The organism is Aequorivita viscosa (assembly GCF_900106795.1).
In the GTDB taxonomy this organism is placed as follows: Bacteria; Bacteroidota; Bacteroidia; order Flavobacteriales; family Flavobacteriaceae; genus Aequorivita; species Aequorivita viscosa.
Window position 1 is genome coordinate 1 of record NZ_FNNS01000029.1, and the last position, 17,621, is coordinate 17,621.

The 17,621-nt window shown below is 37.5% G+C and carries 17 protein-coding genes; 6 read left to right on the plus strand and 11 right to left on the minus strand.

Annotated features, from left to right (window positions below):
• Positions 1 to 50: 50 nt before the first annotated feature.
• The 10 genes from BLW28_RS13810 to BLW28_RS13860 all read right to left on the minus strand — a co-directional run bounded on the left by BLW28_RS13810 (position 51) and on the right by BLW28_RS13860 (position 11,479).
• A complete protein-coding gene (locus tag BLW28_RS13810) occupies positions 51 to 941 on the minus strand; it encodes an IS3 family transposase (protein ID WP_143036832.1) in 891 nt (296 codons plus the stop codon).
• A 5-nt stretch (positions 942 to 946) separates the two neighbouring features.
• Complete coding sequence (locus BLW28_RS13815; RefSeq protein WP_073214564.1) at positions 947 to 1,258, minus strand: transposase; 312 nt, start codon at positions 1,256 to 1,258, stop codon at positions 947 to 949.
• Positions 1,259 to 1,312: 54 nt separating this feature from the next.
• Entirely contained in the window at positions 1,313 to 1,495 is a 183-nt protein-coding gene (locus BLW28_RS13820; protein WP_073221395.1) for a hypothetical protein, read from the minus strand.
• A gap of 1,032 nt (positions 1,496 to 2,527) precedes the next feature.
• On the minus strand, positions 2,528 to 3,766 hold the full coding sequence (locus BLW28_RS13830) for an MFS transporter (RefSeq protein WP_073221402.1): 1,239 nt from the start codon (positions 3,764 to 3,766) through the stop codon (positions 2,528 to 2,530).
• Between the two features lie 3 nt (positions 3,767 to 3,769).
• On the minus strand, positions 3,770 to 4,936 hold the full coding sequence (locus tag BLW28_RS13835) for a LuxE/PaaK family acyltransferase (RefSeq protein ID WP_083540836.1): 1,167 nt from the start codon (positions 4,934 to 4,936) through the stop codon (positions 3,770 to 3,772).
• A 12-nt stretch (positions 4,937 to 4,948) separates the two neighbouring features.
• Entirely contained in the window at positions 4,949 to 7,462 is a 2,514-nt protein-coding gene (locus BLW28_RS13840; RefSeq protein ID WP_073221405.1) for an acyl-CoA reductase, read from the minus strand.
• 11 nt (positions 7,463 to 7,473) lie between these two features.
• Positions 7,474 to 8,910 carry an ATP-binding protein gene (locus tag BLW28_RS13845; RefSeq protein ID WP_073221408.1) on the minus strand — a complete coding sequence of 479 codons (1,437 nt, stop codon included), beginning with the start codon at positions 8,908 to 8,910 and terminating at the stop codon, positions 7,474 to 7,476.
• A 5-nt stretch (positions 8,911 to 8,915) separates the two neighbouring features.
• Positions 8,916 to 10,787: a SpoIIE family protein phosphatase gene (locus tag BLW28_RS13850; RefSeq protein ID WP_143036895.1), complete on the minus strand. Its 1,872-nt coding sequence runs from the start codon at positions 10,785 to 10,787 to the stop codon at positions 8,916 to 8,918.
• Positions 10,784 to 11,167, minus strand: a complete 384-nt coding sequence (locus tag BLW28_RS13855) for an ATP-binding protein (protein WP_073221413.1) — start codon at positions 11,165 to 11,167, stop codon at positions 10,784 to 10,786. The genes BLW28_RS13850 and BLW28_RS13855 overlap by 4 nt, the downstream gene beginning before the upstream one ends.
• Before the next feature lie 9 nt (positions 11,168 to 11,176).
• Positions 11,177 to 11,479, minus strand: a complete 303-nt coding sequence (locus BLW28_RS13860; RefSeq protein ID WP_073221416.1) for an STAS domain-containing protein — start codon at positions 11,477 to 11,479, stop codon at positions 11,177 to 11,179.
• Between the two features lie 412 nt (positions 11,480 to 11,891).
• On the opposite strand from BLW28_RS13860, the gene BLW28_RS13865 reads away from it, so the two are divergent.
• Positions 11,892 to 12,896, plus strand: coding sequence for a glycosyl hydrolase family 17 protein (locus tag BLW28_RS13865; RefSeq protein WP_073221418.1), 1,005 nt, complete (start codon positions 11,892 to 11,894; stop codon positions 12,894 to 12,896).
• 93 nt (positions 12,897 to 12,989) lie between these two features.
• On the opposite strand, the gene xerD is transcribed toward BLW28_RS13865, so the two are convergent.
• Positions 12,990 to 13,886, minus strand: a complete 897-nt coding sequence (xerD, locus tag BLW28_RS13870) for a site-specific tyrosine recombinase XerD (protein WP_073221421.1) — start codon at positions 13,884 to 13,886, stop codon at positions 12,990 to 12,992.
• A gap of 110 nt (positions 13,887 to 13,996) precedes the next feature.
• On the opposite strand from xerD, the gene BLW28_RS13875 reads away from it, so the two are divergent.
• The 5 genes from BLW28_RS13875 (at position 13,997) to aroQ (ending at position 17,447) form a co-directional block, all read left to right on the plus strand.
• The gene (locus BLW28_RS13875) at positions 13,997 to 14,533 is read left to right on the plus strand and encodes a porin family protein (protein WP_073221423.1); all 537 of its coding nucleotides are present in this window, start codon (positions 13,997 to 13,999) and stop codon (positions 14,531 to 14,533) included.
• A gap of 154 nt (positions 14,534 to 14,687) precedes the next feature.
• A complete protein-coding gene (locus BLW28_RS13880) occupies positions 14,688 to 15,296 on the plus strand; it encodes a porin family protein (RefSeq protein WP_073221426.1) in 609 nt (202 codons plus the stop codon).
• A gap of 275 nt (positions 15,297 to 15,571) precedes the next feature.
• Positions 15,572 to 16,087: a hypothetical protein gene (locus tag BLW28_RS13885; RefSeq protein WP_073221430.1), complete on the plus strand. Its 516-nt coding sequence runs from the start codon at positions 15,572 to 15,574 to the stop codon at positions 16,085 to 16,087.
• A gap of 309 nt (positions 16,088 to 16,396) precedes the next feature.
• A complete protein-coding gene (locus BLW28_RS13890; protein ID WP_073221433.1) occupies positions 16,397 to 16,960 on the plus strand; it encodes a porin family protein in 564 nt (187 codons plus the stop codon).
• Positions 16,961 to 17,030: 70 nt separating this feature from the next.
• Complete coding sequence (gene aroQ, locus BLW28_RS13895) at positions 17,031 to 17,447, plus strand: type II 3-dehydroquinate dehydratase (RefSeq protein ID WP_073221436.1); 417 nt, start codon at positions 17,031 to 17,033, stop codon at positions 17,445 to 17,447.
• Positions 17,448 to 17,621 lie beyond the last annotated feature (174 nt).

A 17,621-nucleotide genomic window follows, 5' to 3' on the forward strand; every position in this document is an offset into this window, starting at 1 on the left:
TGTTTTGACCCCTATAAAACAAGAGTAATCTTTTAAATTTCGATTATTAATTAAGCGGTTAATTTTTTCATTATAATAAGATGCTTATCTGCATTCCATTTTTCCATCGGCGTTATGCGCCCCAACAGGCCGTGAAGCCTTCTATTGTTATAAAATTTCACGTAACGGTTTAGTATTCGCTCTATTTCGCCAAAGTATTGATAATCGAACCTTCTAAAGACTTCTTTTTTTAATATTCCGTGATAGGCTTCAATATGTGCATTCTCCTCTGGTGTTGCAATGTGCGTAAACTCTTGCTTTACTCCAATCAGCCCTAAATATTCACGCACCCTTTTTGCTATAAATTGGCTTCCATTGTCACTTCTAACAACCACATTGCCAGGATATTCATAGTCCTCAAACAATTCAGATAATAGTACTATTACATTGTTTTGTTTAATATTAAAAGAGAAATAGTCTTTTAATATTCTACGTGTGTGAACGTCAATGATAGAGAGCAAATAAGCATTCTTACCTACACTTGGTACCCACACCATCTTTATATCCATCTCTAAGCACTCTAATGGCCTAGTGGTATGCACTTTTCTAAACTTTACAAACTTACGCCCAGAACCACTTCTGTCTATTCTGTTATCAAGCTTTAATAAACCTGCTTCCTTCATAATCCTGTATAGCTTCTTGTGGTTGATCCTATAACCATCTCTAATCAAATAACTAGTCATTAATCGGTATCCACAGTCTATAAATTCGTGCTCTAAAATCTTCTTTACCGAAGCTATAACTGCATCTTGGGAAACAAATCCTTCTGTGTTATGAAAGGTCTCTTTAGATGGCTTATTTCCCTTTTTTCCGTTGCTTGTTACTCTGTAATAGCTACTCGGTACAATGCCAACCATTTTTATAATCTTGGCTTTACTACACTTATGCTTCCTGCAAGTGATATCTACTAAATCTTTCTTGGATCGGACGTCCCAAACTTTTTTTTTAAGAGCTCTCGCTGTACCTCTAGTTCGATCTCCCTATCACTAAGCAATTTTCGCAATACACGATTTTCTTCCTCTGCCTCTTTAAGCTCCTTGCTCTTAGTATCATAAGTAACCTTTAAGCCGGCTTCTCCCTTATGCTCAAACTTCTTCTTCCAACTATAAAAAGTACCAGTACTAACGCTATACTTACGACAGGTCTCCACGACACCCATTTCTTCTGATGTAGAGAGTATTTCTAGCTTCTCCTTTAAAGTCCATTTCTTGTATTTCATATCTCAAATATATTAGTTTTGAAATTTAAAATATCACTCCGAACTATTAAGGGGCTAAAGTACTGCTTTAATCCGTAATTCATAGAATTGTGTCGATTGCAGTTTTTTAAGGAAGTTGGTGTTTACAACTTTTACCACTCCAATAACTTCAATGAGTTGGAAGAATTTAAGCGAAACTCTTTCGCCTTGACTGTCTATAAATTCCAGACATTCTTCCGTGATATCGATTTCTCTCATATTACAAATGTAACGAATTAGTTACAATCTCGATTTTAATCGGATGGTTTTTTTGAAGACGGAATTTTCTTTAGTGTGAAGCACAACGGTCTTGTATATGGCTCGTAGCGTGCAAATCAGCGATTATTTTTCGGTTAAGCAAGAGCCGAATTTTTTAATTTTCTTATTACCTTTTTTCTCAATAAGCCAAATTAAAAAATTTGGCGGTCTTGCAAATATGCCTTAACTTCGATTGAGCAACTAATTAGTTGTGAGCTATATACGGTGTTGTGTGTAGTGTTTTTTATTCGATATATTTATGTTTAAAAATCAAATTTCCAATTTAGTTTAATCAAATTTAAAATTAATGTCCGTTTAGCATTATTCTTTTATCATAAAAAAGCACAAATTGTAACTTTTTAATTTTTTTTCAAATAATGAAACAGACATTATTAAATTGCAGAACACTTTTCAGCTCACTATTTTTCTATAAGTAAACGTAGTAATAAAATATACTAAAGAAAATAATAAGAATATTGTTCCAATCATTGCAAAAAATTCAACAAACCTCATTAATATACTTGGTTCTTTTGGATCACCATCCATTATAAATCCGAGTGTTGTAAGAATTGATGATAGAATAAAAATTTTTGAAAGATTTTTCTTCATTTTGATTGAGATTAAGTTAATATTTAATTTTACGTTATATTAAATAACAAGTTTATAACTCGATTTATTATATTTTTTTTTAAATATTTTCTTTTTTTAATGTGTATTCAATTCAGAGTGTGATTTTTACATTACACACAACATGTGGATATGGGAAGCATCACAACAAACCATTCCGTTTATATCACATATAAACGAAACCCATGTAAAAAATCATAACACTAGCGAATTCAAACTTAATTAAAATATAATTGAATTTATTACGGAAAACCGTATTCACCTAACATTTTATAACAATTTTTCCCAAAACTTATAATCACCACTTCGAAATACCTAAAAAAATTAGAACAATGTAGCTATGCAATCTAGAAAGGGATGCTACTTTTAGGTTTCCTTGCTTGGGGTTATATCTTCTATATTATTCTGTATGTCTATACGCGGAATTAAAACCAATACTCCGGCCAATATCGCTACTGCTACGCCACAAATACCGATTGCCATTTGCACAGAAATATGTTGTAATACAATACCGACAAGCATATAACTAAAAGGCATTACGGCAAAAGCTACGGTAAATAGCACTGCAAAAAACCTTCCTTTGATTGCTTGGGGCACTTCTTTTTGGAAAAGCGCCATTGAAGTCGCATTGGTATAAGCCAGTGCCATTCCGATGATGAATAAATATAGCATAATCAAAACTAGGCTTGTGGTCATCGCTATTCCAATAAGCGAAATACCCATAATTACCGAGCTTATTCCTAGTTTGGGATAAATGGATTTGGTGTTGTTTACAAAGCTGAGATAGATTGTCAACAAGACAGCGCCTCCTGCCAACGACGCTTCAAGCATTGCCAAGACATTCGCTTCTGCCATAAGCACGTCTCGTGTCATTATTGGAATGAATAGGGTAATAGGCGCGAAGAAAAGGTTTAGTGCCGCAAAACTAATTAGCAGGCTATAAATCGCGGGATATTTCACTAAATATTGAAAGCCTTCTTTAAACTGTTTTATGAAAGACTCTCTTTGAGCTGTAGAAATTAATGGGGTTTTTATGCCGAAAATAAAAACTAGCGATAACATATAGGCACACGCATTAAAAAGGATGGCTCCCGTAACGCCCGACCAATGAATTAACGCACCGCCAATCAAAGCCCCAACAACCGCTGCGACTTGTGTTACAGAACTGTTCATAGAAACTGCTGCTGGGGTGTTTTTAGCATCGGTAAGGATGGAAATGGAAGATTGGGTCGCAGTGTCGAATAAAGGGCCCATCATTGCCAATAAGAATGAAATGAGATAAATAATCGGCATATTGATGTTGTCGCTATACATCATATAGGCGAGAAGAAATAAAAGTACGCCCCGGACAACATCGGCTGCAATCATGGCGTGTTTTTTATTCCATCTATCTGTCAGCGTTCCCATCATAGGGCCGAAGATGACAACGGGAACTACGTTGAAAGCCATTAGTAAAGCGAGCTTCATTTTCCCGTCGTCTGGAAATGTGATTAGCACCCACCACGCGATTGCAATAGTGAAAAACTTATCTCCTACACAGCTAATAAGCCTTCCTATAAAGAGCTTTCTAAAATCTGGGAAAGCTATGAGTACGTGTTGGGACATAGGTTATTTTCTTTGAAGCATTTCGGAAGCAGCAATGGCGCAAGACTTATTTTTGGATGTTCCTGCGCGTCCTTTAATTTCAAAATAAGGTGTTTCGTGTTCACACGGACAGAATTCCCCTGGGTTAAGGACCGCCATATCGCCCATTAAAATAGAATGGGAAGGCATAGAAGTGATCACGGGTGAAATTAATTGTGCAAATCCGGGTTTTCCATACCCAAGAGGCTCCAAAGTTTCAACATCGCGAATGATAACACGTTCGTAAGTAGGAAGGTGTAAGTGGTGATGTTCACATTCTACATAGGAAATAGGGTGCTCCACAGATCCGTATTTGTCCCGAATGTTTTCCAACGGAATCCCGAAAAACTCGTGAATCTTCTGATAAAATGCTGCTTTCGGAATTTCTTTATCGGCGTGGCCTTTCCAACCACCGCCAAACAAGCATCTAGAATCTGGGTGAAGCGTGAGCTTATCGAATCCCATATCTTTTAGTTTGTCGATACTGAAGTTTAAGAAAGCCGCAAAGCCTAACATTCTTACCGGAAGTCCTTCTTTTTGGTATTCGATGAGTTTTTCAACCACTCCGAAACTATCAAAATCGTGTCCTTTTTGACCGTTATAACGCAAGGCATAATTTACGTGAACTTTGGGCGCGTATTGCATCATAATTTGATTTGTGGTAGCCGTTCCTGTTTTAAAACCAACATAAGGTTCAAAATTGAACACCAGATAATTACAAGGTTGATCGCTGATATAACCATTTGCCTGCTGACTTACATCCGAGATATAGTGCATCACCTCAACCGTCCACTTATCGAGAAAGTGTTGCGACTTCTGGCCGGTAGTTCCTGAGGAAGTAACGTGCATGGCGATATCTTCTTCTTTGGCGGTTTTTACAACGTGGGTTTTGAAGAAGTTTGCGTGAATAAAAGGGATTTTAGCCAAGTCGTCAATGGAGTTGAGTTGGTCGATATCAAAATTGTTATACGCTAAAAGCTGTTTGTAAAAAGGATTCCTTTCTTCGTGAAACCGAATTATTTCCTTAATAGCTTTTATGTACAACTCATCAGCTTTAGCGTGACTTGTATACGGATACTCTTGAAGGAGTTCCCAAATATGCTTCATTTGATCGGGAGCAGGGGTGATATTTTTTATTTGTGGTGTAAACATGGTTTCGGTTTTTTATAGGGCAATTCGGTTGTCGATAATCGGTCTTACTTTTCCACTCGCTTTGGCAATATCAAATTCTGAGATGGGTAAAGTTGCAATTTCCAAGGTAACGTGATGCGCATCTAATGATAATTTCAAGTCCTTTATGTTGTTACGGAGCATTTCAATGATAGCATCCTCTTGACCTTTTGCAGATTCTAAAAGGCGTAAGGTAATATGATCTGCTTCTGTGGTTGTATTGTCAAGAACCATCTGTATGTCATCTGTATAAGAAGTGTTTTTAAGTATCAAATCACAGATTTCTCTAAAGTTGATAAACTTAGCACCACATCGCACAATGTCACCATGACGGCCCATTAATTTGAATTTAGGCGAAGTATGCCCACAGCCGCAAGGTTCGTGAACCCATTTTCCTAAATCACCAATTTCGTATCTATTTAACGTAGGGTCTTTGATGCTCTTTTTGGTAATCAGAATTCTTCCTACTTCATTCTCGCCAACAGGTTCTTGCGATTCTAATTTTAAGATTTCAAGATCTATCACTTTCGTCGGCACGTGAAATTCGCCATTGTTGCAGAATTTACAGGCATAACCATTCATCAATGCATCGTTGCTGGCATAAACTGGAGAAAGAATTTCTTCGAAACCAAATTCGGTTGTAAACCATTTCTTTTGCTCTTCCGTCATCAACTCCCCGCCGTACACTAGCTTTTTGAAGCCTTTATATGCTTTCAAAGTATCGTATTCTTCCCGAAAAAGTTTTCTTAGGAAAGAAGGCATTCCCAAAACAACATCTGCTTGCAATTGCACAAGAGTTTCTGCAATGGTTTTAGTATCGAGGTTTGAAGAAATACTCAACACGGTTGTATTTAGTTTTTCCAAGGCTTTTTGATGTGAAATGAAGCCGCCGTAAAGATTTCCTGCGGAGTATAAAATGGCGCAACGATTATCTGGGCCAACACCCGAAATCATAAAGGCATCGGTTACCATACTTATCTGCGAATCCCAATCTTCCCAGGAGTAACCAGAGACTTTTGTTTGTCCGCTGCTGCCGCCGCTTTTTAGATATAATTTCGCAAACGGGTTTACTTCCTCATTACGTTTCGTTTTGTCGGTAATAGGGTAGATGCTCAAATCTCTTTGCCCGTTGTCGGGGTCGAGATAGGAGAAGCTAGGAACACCTTCAAGTTTTTCTGCTGGCATACGGACAGAAACTCGTTTTGTGTAGCGTTGCAGTGCGTAAACAGCATCGTGCGGCTCGCCTACATACGAAGCGTGTTGCTGGCCAATTGGCGTGATTCTTTGAAGTCCTGCTTTTAGCAATTCTTCTGTGAGTTCGTAGATGTCAGTTTTATCATTTGCTGCCAAGCCACAGGTTTGTAAATACAAATTGAAAGGTCGAAGTACTGGGATAATTTCTTTACGCTGAATTGGCTTCACCCAAATAGTTCTGTATAAAGGGGATGGTTGCAGGCCGCTTCTGTAGTCGATTAATATTCTGAAAGTGTAATCCTCAGCTTCAATCACTTTCCCATTACCCATAGAAGCTTCTAACTTCTGAAGGTGCGTAGTTGTAGTGATTTCAGCTTTTTCTTGTTGTGAATGTTCTTGTAGTGGAAAAAGTGGCGAGACTTTCGCTAAACTTTGATTCAAGGCAGCTCCAAATTTATCCAAAGCCTTCATATCGTCCGTTTCGACTAAAACACATTGCGGACTTGTACACGCTTGTTGATTCCTTCGGCAGATATCTTCGGCTAAAGCATCGATAGAAGTTTTATCGTCGATTAGTTTTTCTGCGAAATAGGCAAAGCTGATTTTATGTCCCCAATCCACAACGCGTACTCCCGGAGGACACATATTACGAACAGATTTCACTGCTTCTTCACCTCCCCAAACTGTTACCAAATCGGCTTGATTGATTAACTTCTGAATTAAATCTTCTTGTTTTGAAGAAATTTCAAACAGGTAGATAAAATGTTTTAAAATGCCAGTGGCGTCGCATTCAATCAATTCCTTCATAAACAGCTGCGCGAAATTTCCATTTCGGGAAGTATTTTTCAAGATGTTGATGTTGCCTGCCATCAAGCCTTCTAGCATACTCAACACCCCAACCTGAAGTGCATTACCGGGGACAATGTGTATTTGAACTCCTAGCGGTTTCCAGGCTTCATAAATAGGTTTGCTGAAGTCCGTGCGGTGTAAGTCGAATGGATTGTAGCTGCCTAAATCACTTTTAAGGCGCATCATTATATTTTCTCGGCGTAAAAACTCACAGACACCTGTGATGAGGTTTTGTGCCATTTCGGGGTTGTGGCAAACATCTACCAAAGCTTTTTCAAGATGTGGAAGGGTGCCTTTCTTTATTTTTGCAACCAGTTTGGTGCAAGCGTCGGTTAAGATAATCGTGTCTAACCTAAGGTGTAAATCTTTAGAAAGCACCGTAGAGAGTTCTTCAATTCGCTGTTCTAAATCCGCTTCTTTAATGAGTTGATTTTGCCAAAGATGTTTGTAATAGTAAGTATCCATTGATTGGTGTTTTAGTCAAATTGTTGTTCTATAAATGATAACAAAGGCATCCCTTGTTCCACCACTTGAATTTTTTCAGTGTTGGGTAATATTCCGTTAAGGAATTGTAGAATCGCGATATCTCCCGTTGGAGAACCCACCATTAAACCAGAAAATCGGAAGCCTAATAATTCTGCAGCTTCAATAATGGCAATCGCGTCGGTATTGCTAATATTGACAAAGGCTTCTGCCATCGCTATATTTTCTTTTTTGAGTTGGTGAATCATGTTTTTCAGAACCTGATTAAAATCGGCTCCAAAAGAATGGAAGTCAATTTTCGCCATTTTCAGATTTGCATTAACGGTAAGATTTGCTTGACACATCTCTTTCGGCTTGAAGTCAACCTTGGTAATTATATCGCGTTGAGCTTGTACTTCCTTAAAGATGTTTTCAGAAAACGTTCGATATTTTTCGGGTAGATACGCATTGCATTTTTCCCGTTGCACAAAAATGCGATTGACAATTAACACTGCCGACCGTTGTTGTCCAGCTTCTGATATGTTTTTAAAAGAAAGATCATTTGGCACATAGGCAGGAAGGAGCGCAGAAGGCAACATTCCCGTTTTTATTGGACCTCTTTGTGAATAGGTATGCGTGGTTACACATTGGCCAAATACTGCGTGGATTTTTCTCTTTTCGATTTCGGCATAAAGCATATTTAGCAATTGCGTAAAGATGTTTCCACCGCGATATTGCTGTTTGGTCATTGCCAGCCCTAATTCGTATAAACTATCGTAACCATCTACTTTTACCAATGCCATATGTCCGCAGACTACGCCGTCATCTGCTTCGGCTACAAACGAAATTAAATCGCCACTTTCGTTCAGTGCTTTTACGCGTTCTGGATAGTAAATATGTTCGTAAACGTAGGTATACCCATACGATTCGTAGGCGCATCGAACCACTTCAATAGCATCTTTTGGCTCAAAAGGTCTAAACGTGTAGGTGTGCTCTTTTACGATATTGTTTTCAACTTCGTCGGTAGGAGGTGAGGTTTCTATTTGTTGCTCTTCAAAATACTTAGTGAGGCTCAGTTCTTTTCCTTCTTTTCCGAGATTTCGGTACTGGATTTTATCCATCAATTTTGACATCACGAAACTGCCGAAGCCTTCAAGGGTGTCTTTATTAAAATGAATTGTATCAGGATCAAAGGGAAGGCCTTGATCGCAGATTCTTATCGATAACCCTGTGGTGTTTTTTTCAAGATGAATGTCGAAATGTGCTTTTTCATTTTGGTGAAATGCGTGTTTAATAACGTTCGACATTCCTTCTTCCGAAGCCATTTCAATTTGAGAAATAGCCACGTCGCTAAAACCTACAAGACGCGCGTATTCAGCAATAAATTGGTTGGTTAGGGGAATGAAACGAACATCATTCGGAAGTTTTAAACTGATAGTAGCGTCGTTCATTTTTATCAGGTTTTAAATTGTATGGCTAATATGGTTATATCGTCAAAAGCTTCAGCTTGCAAAGTGTGATTCTCAAGTGCAGCAACACAATCACTTACCACTGTTTCAGCATTATTTTGACGCGAAAGCACTTGGATTAATTGTGTTTTACCAAATGAAACTTCCACTTCGTTTAAAGCATCGGTAACGCCATCGCTGTATAAGAAAAGGGTTGTGTTCTTTTCAAAAGATAGCAGTTGATTCTTGTATTTAAAATTGGGTGAAATCCCCAAAGCTGTTTGTGGCGTGGTAACTATTTCTTCTGGAGTTTTTCCCTCTTGTAGAAGAAATGGCCGTTCGTGTCCAGCATTACAAAAGGCAAATTGTTGATTTGCGAAGTCGGTAACGCCACAAATTAGCGTGATAAAGTGAAAGGTTTTATTCTTTTCAGCCAGGTCGTTGTTGACATACGTCAGGATTTCGGAAGGAGATTTTCCGTTGGTCGCCAAAGCTCTGATTGACGATCGAACACTCGCCATTAGGAGGGAAGCGGGAATCCCTTTTCCTGAAACATCGCCTACTACGAAGCAGATATTGCCATCGGGGAGTTCAAAGTAATCGTAAATATCGCCACCAACTTCTGTGGCGGGTTTCATATAACTGCCAATCGAAACAGCAGTTATGTGTTTTAACTCCTCTGGCGAAGGAAGCAAGGCTTTTTGAATATCGTGACCTACTTCTAGTTCGTTGTGAATACGCGCTTGTTTGCTTGTACTAATTTTTAAGTCATTTATGTATTTCTTGAGGTTAATCTGCATATTTTCAAAAGCAGTGGCAAGAACACCAACCTCGTCTTTCCTATTGCTGTATGGCACTTTGTAATCGAGTTTGCCATCACCCATTTTAGAAATACTCTCACTTAAATGCATAATAGGTTTAATAGCTCGGTTGGTTATCCAGGCTGTAACGATGATAAGTATTAGCAGCCCTAGTGAGAAAAAGAGTTGTAATACCCGAATCGTTTTTTGGTATGAATGCAGAATGTCTGCTTTTTTGAAGGCTATTTGCAAATCCCAGTTGCTGAAATCTAATGGAAGCGAAAGCAAGTAGATGTTTTCACCTTTCCATTTGGTTTCATGCAGGCTCATAGCCGATTCCAAATTTATATGCGAAACTTCTTTTGCAGCGTTTAAAATCTTTTCATCAAAGCTAATGGTGTTTTGGCTGCTATTAGTTTCAGAAAGAATAAGCACGTTACCTCGTGAAATCCATTTGTTATAAGGGAATTTAGTTACAAACTCCGAAGTCAATATTTCAGATATAAAACTTAAGGTTAGGTCGCCAGTCAAAACCGCCATCAGGTCTCCTTCTGGGTTATGGATATAATCGTGGTAGGTAATCATTTTATCTTCGCCACCACCAACATCTGTATAAGGATCATTAGTCCAACCTCTTTGTTTATTGGTAATGGCGCCTTTAAACCAATCAGTTTCTTCATAATTATATCCATCAATTTCCGCCAGATCTTTGTAGTAGATACTGTCATTTTTCATGTAGAAATAAGGGGAGTGTCTTTTTATTTCTGGAAGGTAGGCCATGGTCATGCCGTAGGTTTCTCCAGGATTGTAGATTATAGTTTGTTTAAGAATAGATAGAATTTCAATATCTGTGGGCGATAAACCTTCAATGGTGTGTGCCACATTCTGAACCGTTTCTTCAACCTTTATCGTTTTGTTTTGAATTTCCGATTTTAGGAACTTTCCTGTCAACACCATTTCAAAGATGCCTTCTTTAATGAGCTGGTCTTTATAATAATTCTGAATCCACCCAAAGAGTGCCAAATAAATGGCAATCACTCCAATGGATATAAACAGTATTAGCTTGCTTCTTAAACTCACAGAATTTGTTTTTTAACTGTCAAGCAATTTTTATTGTCAACGACCTTGTATTCAATGTCGTCCATAAGTTGTTTAACAATGTCCAGTCCCCAACCTCCAATGGCGTCAGATTCTTTTTTATTGCTATTTAAAGGATTAAACAACTTGCAATTATCCGTAAAGTTCAAAGAAATTAGCGTTGGCTTTTTCTCACAGGTCACTTCTATTTCTATTGGAATTTCTTGGGAATTGTGATTGAAAATATTTGAAACTATCTCATCAAAGGCTATAAACAGCTTACTTTGAATAGCTGCATCAATTTCATTGCTTATAAACCAAGCTTCCAACTGGCCTAAAGCAACTTCCCATTGAGAACGTGATGCTATATGAAGAGTTCTCATAAAAAGGAATTAATGTATTTTGAAAAACGATTGAAATCCTGTGATTTCTAAAACTTGAACTACACTTTCGTTGAGGTTTGTCAAGGCTACTTCGCCATTTTTTGCTTTGGCGTTTTGTGAGGTTTTAACCAGAATTCGCAAGCCAGCACTCGATATATAACTGACGTCTTGAAAGTCTAACGTGATTTGAACCTGCTCTTTTTCAAGCAAGGGCTGTAATGCTGCTTCAAGTTCAGGACTTGTTAGGGTGTCTATTCTTCCTTTTGGATGAACGACGTCTCTTCCGTTAGTAAAAGTATGTGTGATTTCCATTTTATGCTGAAACTTGTTGGTATTTCTACGTTACTAAGATGTAAATATACTTAAAAATGTTAAGGAGGTGTAAATAAGTTAGTATAGTTCCTTTAAGGTTAATAAACGAATAAGAAAACAGCAGTAGGGTTTATGAGGCTGTTTTAGAGTGTTTTAATGAATGAGGTCAAGGTTAGAATTGTTTAAAATGCGGTATTAATCATACCATATTCGACGTTTAATACGTAGACCTACGTAGAGTGAAAAAATTAGGATTTATAATGAAGCAAGGTGGTGAAAATGTAATATTTTTGAATATAAGCTTTTTCTATAAAACGCAATTTGTTCATTGATAAAGTATTAGTGGACGGTTCTATGCATATTATTAGTGCATTTAATTGAACAAGTTCCAATAATCTTAAAACTATATATTATGAAAAACTTCATTCGATTTACCGCTAAAATGTCCTTAGCTACAATTTTGCTTTTGACTTTTTCATGTTCTTCAAACGATGACAGTACGCCAGACGACCCCGCAGTTTTAGCTGCTAAAAATGATATTATTGATTCAGAAAAGCACCTTGGGGTATGTTATGGGCCATTTCATAATAATGGACAAGCACCAGGGACTCATATTGCAAAGGGGCAGATACAGAATGATCTTGCGCTTATTGCCGAAAACTTTTCGTTTTTCCGAACCTATACGGTGGCAGACGGGATGGAGCAGGTTGTGGAAGTAGCAACCCCGCTTGGCCTGGAAGTAGTCCTAGGAATTCATATTGGTAGTGATGCACAGACCAAAGCAGATATTGATAAGGCTGCTACCGAGATAAGACGCTTCCCTCAAACCGTTTCGGCTTTAGTGATTGGTAACGAAACTGATCTGGCTGGAATTAGCCCTGATAAGGTGGCAGGCTATATGGATTATGCTCGGAGTAAACTACAAGACTTGCCTGATGTAACCATTACCTCTTGTATTACAGGCACGGGAGTTAGCAGTTCACAGCCAATTTTAAATAAGTGTAAAGAGCTTAACACTCAAGAAAATCGTGTAATTCTGTTGAATATTTATCCGTATTACGGCGAAGCACAGCCAGGGAATATCGACGGTAATATGCAATGGTCCTATAACAACGGAATGAAGCAAGCAGAAGACTTCGGACTTGGGGTTATAATTGGTGAAATAGGTTGGCCAACAGCTACCAACGATGGTGCCGCTACACCTACAAGTCGCGAAAATGTGGCAAATGCAAAAATCAATTATGAAGTTACGCTTAAATGGATAAATGGAGATAACTTTTTAAATCAAGCCTACAATACCTTCTGGTTTTCTATGTTTGATGAAGCTTGGAAAGTAAACGAACCAAAAGGCGTTGGTCCACATTGGGGATTGTATGATAAAAATGGAAATCCGAAGTTTCAGTTTACTCGGCCGTAAAGTTTGGGAGGATAAGATTTAGCCTACGTTCACTCCCCAATCAAAAATCGTTAATCGAAAATCCGCAATCTAAAATCCCCAATCGTCTTCAACTTATTTATAAGGATGAAACTTATTAATCACTTCGGTTAAGTGCTTCCGGTCTATATGTGTATAAACTTCGGTGGTGGTGATGCTTTCGTGACCTAGCATTTGTTGAATGGCGCGGAGGTCGGCTCCGTTTTCGAGTAGATGCGTGGCGAAGGAATGTCTGAAGGTATGCGGACTAATAGTTTTCCGAATTCCTGCTTTTTCTGTCAGGCGTTTTACAATGGTGAAAATCATAGCGCGGGTGAGTTGTCTGCCGTGTTGGTTTAAGAAAAGCGTGTCCTTGGCTTTTGGATCTATTTTTTGATGTATGCGAACTTCCTTTCTGTAAATATTAATATACTTTTCAGTGGAAGAGCCAATCGGCACCAAGCGTTGTTTATCGCCCTTTCCAGTTACTTTTATAAATCCTTCATCAAAGTATAAATCGGAAATTTTAAGGTTGGTAAGTTCTGAAACACGTAGGCCACAGGCGTATAACGTTTCCAAAATGGCTCGGTTGCGTTCCCCTTGTTTAGAGCTGAGGTCTATGGCGTTTATAATAGCATCAATTTCTTCCAAGGCAAGGGTGTCTGGTAGTTTCCTGCCCAGTCTTGGGGCTTCAATTAGTTCTAAAGGATTGGTGTTTCTGTAATCTTCAAATATCAAGTAATTAAAAAACCCCTTTAAACCCGAAATAATGCGGCTTTGCGTTCTAGGGTTTACGTGCTTCGCAATTTCATAAATAAACTGCTGCAGACTTTCTTCAGAAATAGAAATAGGGGAGTGCGTTATATTGTTGGCATCTAGCCAGTTCATTAGTTTTTTTATATCTAATGAGTAATTAACAATCGAATTTTCGGAGAGTCCCCGCTCCAATCGAAGGTAGTTTTGATAATCTTTTAGGGCTTGTTGCCAGTTCATACTGCTATATTACTATTAAAAATATTAGTTAACAAATAACTAAAAACATTCTTAGGAAAGGGATTTCGGTATCTTTGTAATCTAATTTTAAACCAATAAAATAAATTGTTATGAAAAAATTAATGATAGCTGCCATTGCTTTATTTGTAGGAACTACTGCTTTTTCGCAAAGTATTGACCTTGGTATTAAGGCAGGTGCCAACTTTTCAACCCTTTCAGATGCTTCTGGTCTTTCAAACAAAACAGGTTTACAGGCTGGTGTATTTGGAGGTGTGAAGTTTTCGGATAAATTTGGAATTCAAGCAGATATTCTATATTCCCAACAAGGTGCTGATACTGATTTAGGGAAATTTGACCTTAACTATGTAAACGTTCCCGTTGTAGTAAAATACTATTTGTTTCACGGTTTAAACCTACAAGCTGGACCACAATTTGGTTTTGTGGTAGACGACAATATTTCAAAAGTTTTTGGGGAAATAGTGAAAGCTGAAAAATCGGATGTATCAGGAATTGTAGGTGCAGGATATGATTTTCCCTTCGGAATTCGTGTAGACGCTCGGTATAACTTCGGGTTTACTGATGTAATTGAAGGAGGTGATGGAAAAAACAGTGTATACTCAGTAGCACTTGGTTATTCGTTTCTATAATTCATTTTAAGAACATAATATTTTACGGAGCACCGTCTGTTGTGGGCGGTGTTTTTTTGGTGAAAACCAGGCAATAAAATTCTATATTTTAAAACTCAGTATTTTCAATTTTTGTCGTTTATTTGTTTCACATAACAATTAAATATTTTTGAATATGAAAAAAACACTACTTATTATTATTGCGGCATTCACACTGTCTACACAAGCACAAGAAACGCTTTTCGGAGTTAAAGCAGGTCTTAACCTCGCCTCAATTGGAGGAGATGATGCTGGAGATGCTAAAACCCGTTCTAGTTTTCACATTGGAGGATTAGTAGAAATTCCGGTAAGCGAAAAATTTTCTGTACAACCAGAATTGCTTTATTCATCTCAAGGCGCTAAAGGATCAGAGGAGCTTCTTGGTGAAGGTGTTATTGTGGAATCAAAAATTAAATCAGATTACATAAACATTCCTATAATGGCGAAATATTACCTAATTCAGGGATTATCCATCGAGGCTGGGCCGCAATTCGGGTTTTTAGTGTCAGCAAAAGCAGAATTTGAGCTGAAAGGACCAGGAGTTTTAGAAACAGCAAGTATGGACGTTAAAGACTTATTTAACACTTTTGATCTAGGGGTTGGTTTAGGAACTTCATACACACTAGATATGGGAGTGTTTTTTGGTGCCCGTTATAATTTAGGGTTGTCAAATATCAATAAGGATTCTGGAGATACAAAGAATCAAAACAATGTGTTTCAAATTTCAGCAGGATATACATTTTAACGAATTATATAACTAAATAACCTCACCGTCTCAATAATAGTTTGGGACGGTTTTTTTATGAACAAGTTTAGGAATCTTAGCTTTTTTAGCTAAACAATACAAATATGGAATCGATTAGTTTAAATTTAAGCGATAAAAGATTTTAATTGAATTTTTATAGGTAATAATTGAATTTTCTTGTTTCAAAGCATTAACAAAAAAGTATCTGTTATAATTGGATGTGATGGTAATAATTTGTTATTTTGTTTTAATTAACTTCTAAAACCTTTTTAATTATGAAAAAATTATTATTAGTTGCTGCATTTGCAGTATTCGCGTTTTCAACAACTCAAGCGCAACAAATGAAAGCCGGAGTGGGCGCTGCAATCCCTATGGGAGATGTAAAAGATGCATACTCTTTTGGACTTACCGCGGACTTTACCTATTTCTTTGAAATAAATGAAGCTTTCTTAGTTGGTCCTCAGGCTAGTCTCCTTTATTATATGGGGAAAGATGTAAATGGCTTTAAACCAGATGATGCAATGTTCCTTCCTATCGCTGCTTCCGCTAGATACGTTATCGAAGATTTCTTCTTTGGAGCAGATTTAGGTTACGGTATTGGGTTAGCACCTGATGGAAATGACGGTGGGTTTTTCTACAGACCTAAGGCTGGTTACAATTTTGGACCCGTAGCCGCACTATTGTCTTACTCTGGAGTATCTTCTAAGAGAACAGTATCAACACCAATTGGTAGTGTGTCTACAACTTCAACTTTCAGCTCATTAAACTTAGGAGTTGAATTTTCATTCTAATAACAATACACATATTTAATATTAGAAAGCAGGGTTTTTGCCCTGCTTTTTTCATGTTCGTTGCTCAGATTTCTATAAAAATTTTGATTTCGGAATAGAAAGTTGGATATTCTTTTTAAAATATGTGTTATAATAAATAAAAAGCTGTCCGTTATGGATGGCTTTTTTTATTGTTGTTCGTTATTGATGAATTGCAAATTTCAAATCAACAATAACTAGTTTCAATTACCCGCAGACATAGAATCTATTTGGTAATGTCATTAGTATTCCATTATTTTGTTTTAATTAACTTCTAAAACCTTTTTAATTATGAAAAAATTATTATTAGTTGCTGCATTTGCAGTATTCGCGTTTTCAACAACTCAAGCGCAAGAAGTCCGATTAGGAGCAAAGGCTGGTATTAATGTTGCTTCTCTTGGAGGTGATACCGCAGGAAACTTAAGTTTAGGCGCAAGAACCAGTTTTCACATTGGTGTTTTGGCCGAAATACCTTTAGCAGGAAAATTTGCCATTCAACCAGAATTACTGTACTCTTCAGAGGGTTCTGATTTTAGCAGCTTTGGTTCGAGCTATGATTTAAAATTGGATTATATCAGAATCCCTGTACTAGCTAAATACTATATTATTGAAGGATTAAGCGCAGAGTTAGGGCCAAACTTTGGAGTTTTGGTTTCGGCAAAAGCTGATGACGTAGATGTAAAGGATGGAACGAACAGTTTTGATGTAGGTTTGGGTGTTGGAGCTTCTTATCGCCTAAACATGGGAGTGTTTTTCAGTCTACGATACAATAAAGGTTTTATGAATGTTAATGATTCGGATACCTTTAAACAGCAAAGTAACGTATTCCAAATTTCAGCTGGATATTCTTTCTAAATCACGCATATAATATTTTTTGTAAAAGCAGGGACTTTGGTTCCTGCTTTTTTATTTGTTACTTTACGATATGAAAATTATCATTATTAACGGCCCCAACTTAAACCTGCTCGGAAAGCGGGAAAACAACATTTACGGAAACCAGAGTTTTACCGAGTTTTTTGCCGACTTACAAGACAAATATCCAGAAGTTGAACTTCGGCATTTCCAATCGAATATAGAAGGCGAATTGATAGACAAACTTCAGGAAGTTGGTTTTGACTATGATGGTATTATTCTAAACACCGCTGCTTATACACATACTTCAGTTGGTATTAGCGATGCTGTTCGCGCAATTACAACTCCAGTGGTTGAGGTGCATATTTCCAATACATTTTCAAGAGAAGAATTCCGTCATAAAAGCTACGTCGCCCCACACGCAAAAGGCGTAATTGTAGGCTTCGGTTTGCAGAGCTATGAGTTGGCTTTGATGAGTTTTTTTGAGTGAAGTACTTTGAAGGGAATCAGGACTGAAGGGAAGCACTTCATATAACCTAGTAATGATAAGTTTTTTGAAAATAATTCAATAAAAAAACCGCAACAAGTGCGGTTTTTTTAACTTTCTAGCATCTAGCATCTAGCATCTAGCATCTAGCATCTAGCATCTAGCATCTAGCATCTA

Bases quoted from the DNA above. Each gene is read 5' to 3' on its own strand.
- BLW28_RS13840 (WP_073221405.1), bottom strand. From the start codon at position 7,462: ATGGATACTTACTATTACAAACATCTTTGGCAAAATCAACTCATTAAA.
- BLW28_RS13860 (WP_073221416.1), bottom strand. From the start codon at position 11,479: ATGGAAATCACACATACTTTTACTAACGGAAGAGACGTCGTTCATCCA.
- BLW28_RS13820 (WP_073221395.1), bottom strand. From the start codon at position 1,495: ATGAGAGAAATCGATATCACGGAAGAATGTCTGGAATTTATAGACAGT.
- BLW28_RS13835 (WP_083540836.1), bottom strand. From the start codon at position 4,936: ATGTTTACACCACAAATAAAAAATATCACCCCTGCTCCCGATCAAATG.
- BLW28_RS13830 (WP_073221402.1), bottom strand. From the start codon at position 3,766: ATGTCCCAACACGTACTCATAGCTTTCCCAGATTTTAGAAAGCTCTTT.
- xerD (WP_073221421.1), bottom strand. From the start codon at position 13,886: ATGAACTGGCAACAAGCCCTAAAAGATTATCAAAACTACCTTCGATTG.
- BLW28_RS13845 (WP_073221408.1), bottom strand. From the start codon at position 8,910: ATGAACGACGCTACTATCAGTTTAAAACTTCCGAATGATGTTCGTTTC.
- aroQ (WP_073221436.1), top strand. From the start codon at position 17,031: ATGAAAATTATCATTATTAACGGCCCCAACTTAAACCTGCTCGGAAAG.
- BLW28_RS13885 (WP_073221430.1), top strand. From the start codon at position 15,572: ATGAAAAAATTATTATTAGTTGCTGCATTTGCAGTATTCGCGTTTTCA.
- BLW28_RS13865 (WP_073221418.1), top strand. From the start codon at position 11,892: ATGAAAAACTTCATTCGATTTACCGCTAAAATGTCCTTAGCTACAATT.
- BLW28_RS13880 (WP_073221426.1), top strand. From the start codon at position 14,688: ATGAAAAAAACACTACTTATTATTATTGCGGCATTCACACTGTCTACA.
- BLW28_RS13875 (WP_073221423.1), top strand. From the start codon at position 13,997: ATGAAAAAATTAATGATAGCTGCCATTGCTTTATTTGTAGGAACTACT.
- BLW28_RS13815 (WP_073214564.1), bottom strand. From the start codon at position 1,258: ATGAAATACAAGAAATGGACTTTAAAGGAGAAGCTAGAAATACTCTCT.
- BLW28_RS13890 (WP_073221433.1), top strand. From the start codon at position 16,397: ATGAAAAAATTATTATTAGTTGCTGCATTTGCAGTATTCGCGTTTTCA.
- BLW28_RS13855 (WP_073221413.1), bottom strand. From the start codon at position 11,167: ATGAGAACTCTTCATATAGCATCACGTTCTCAATGGGAAGTTGCTTTA.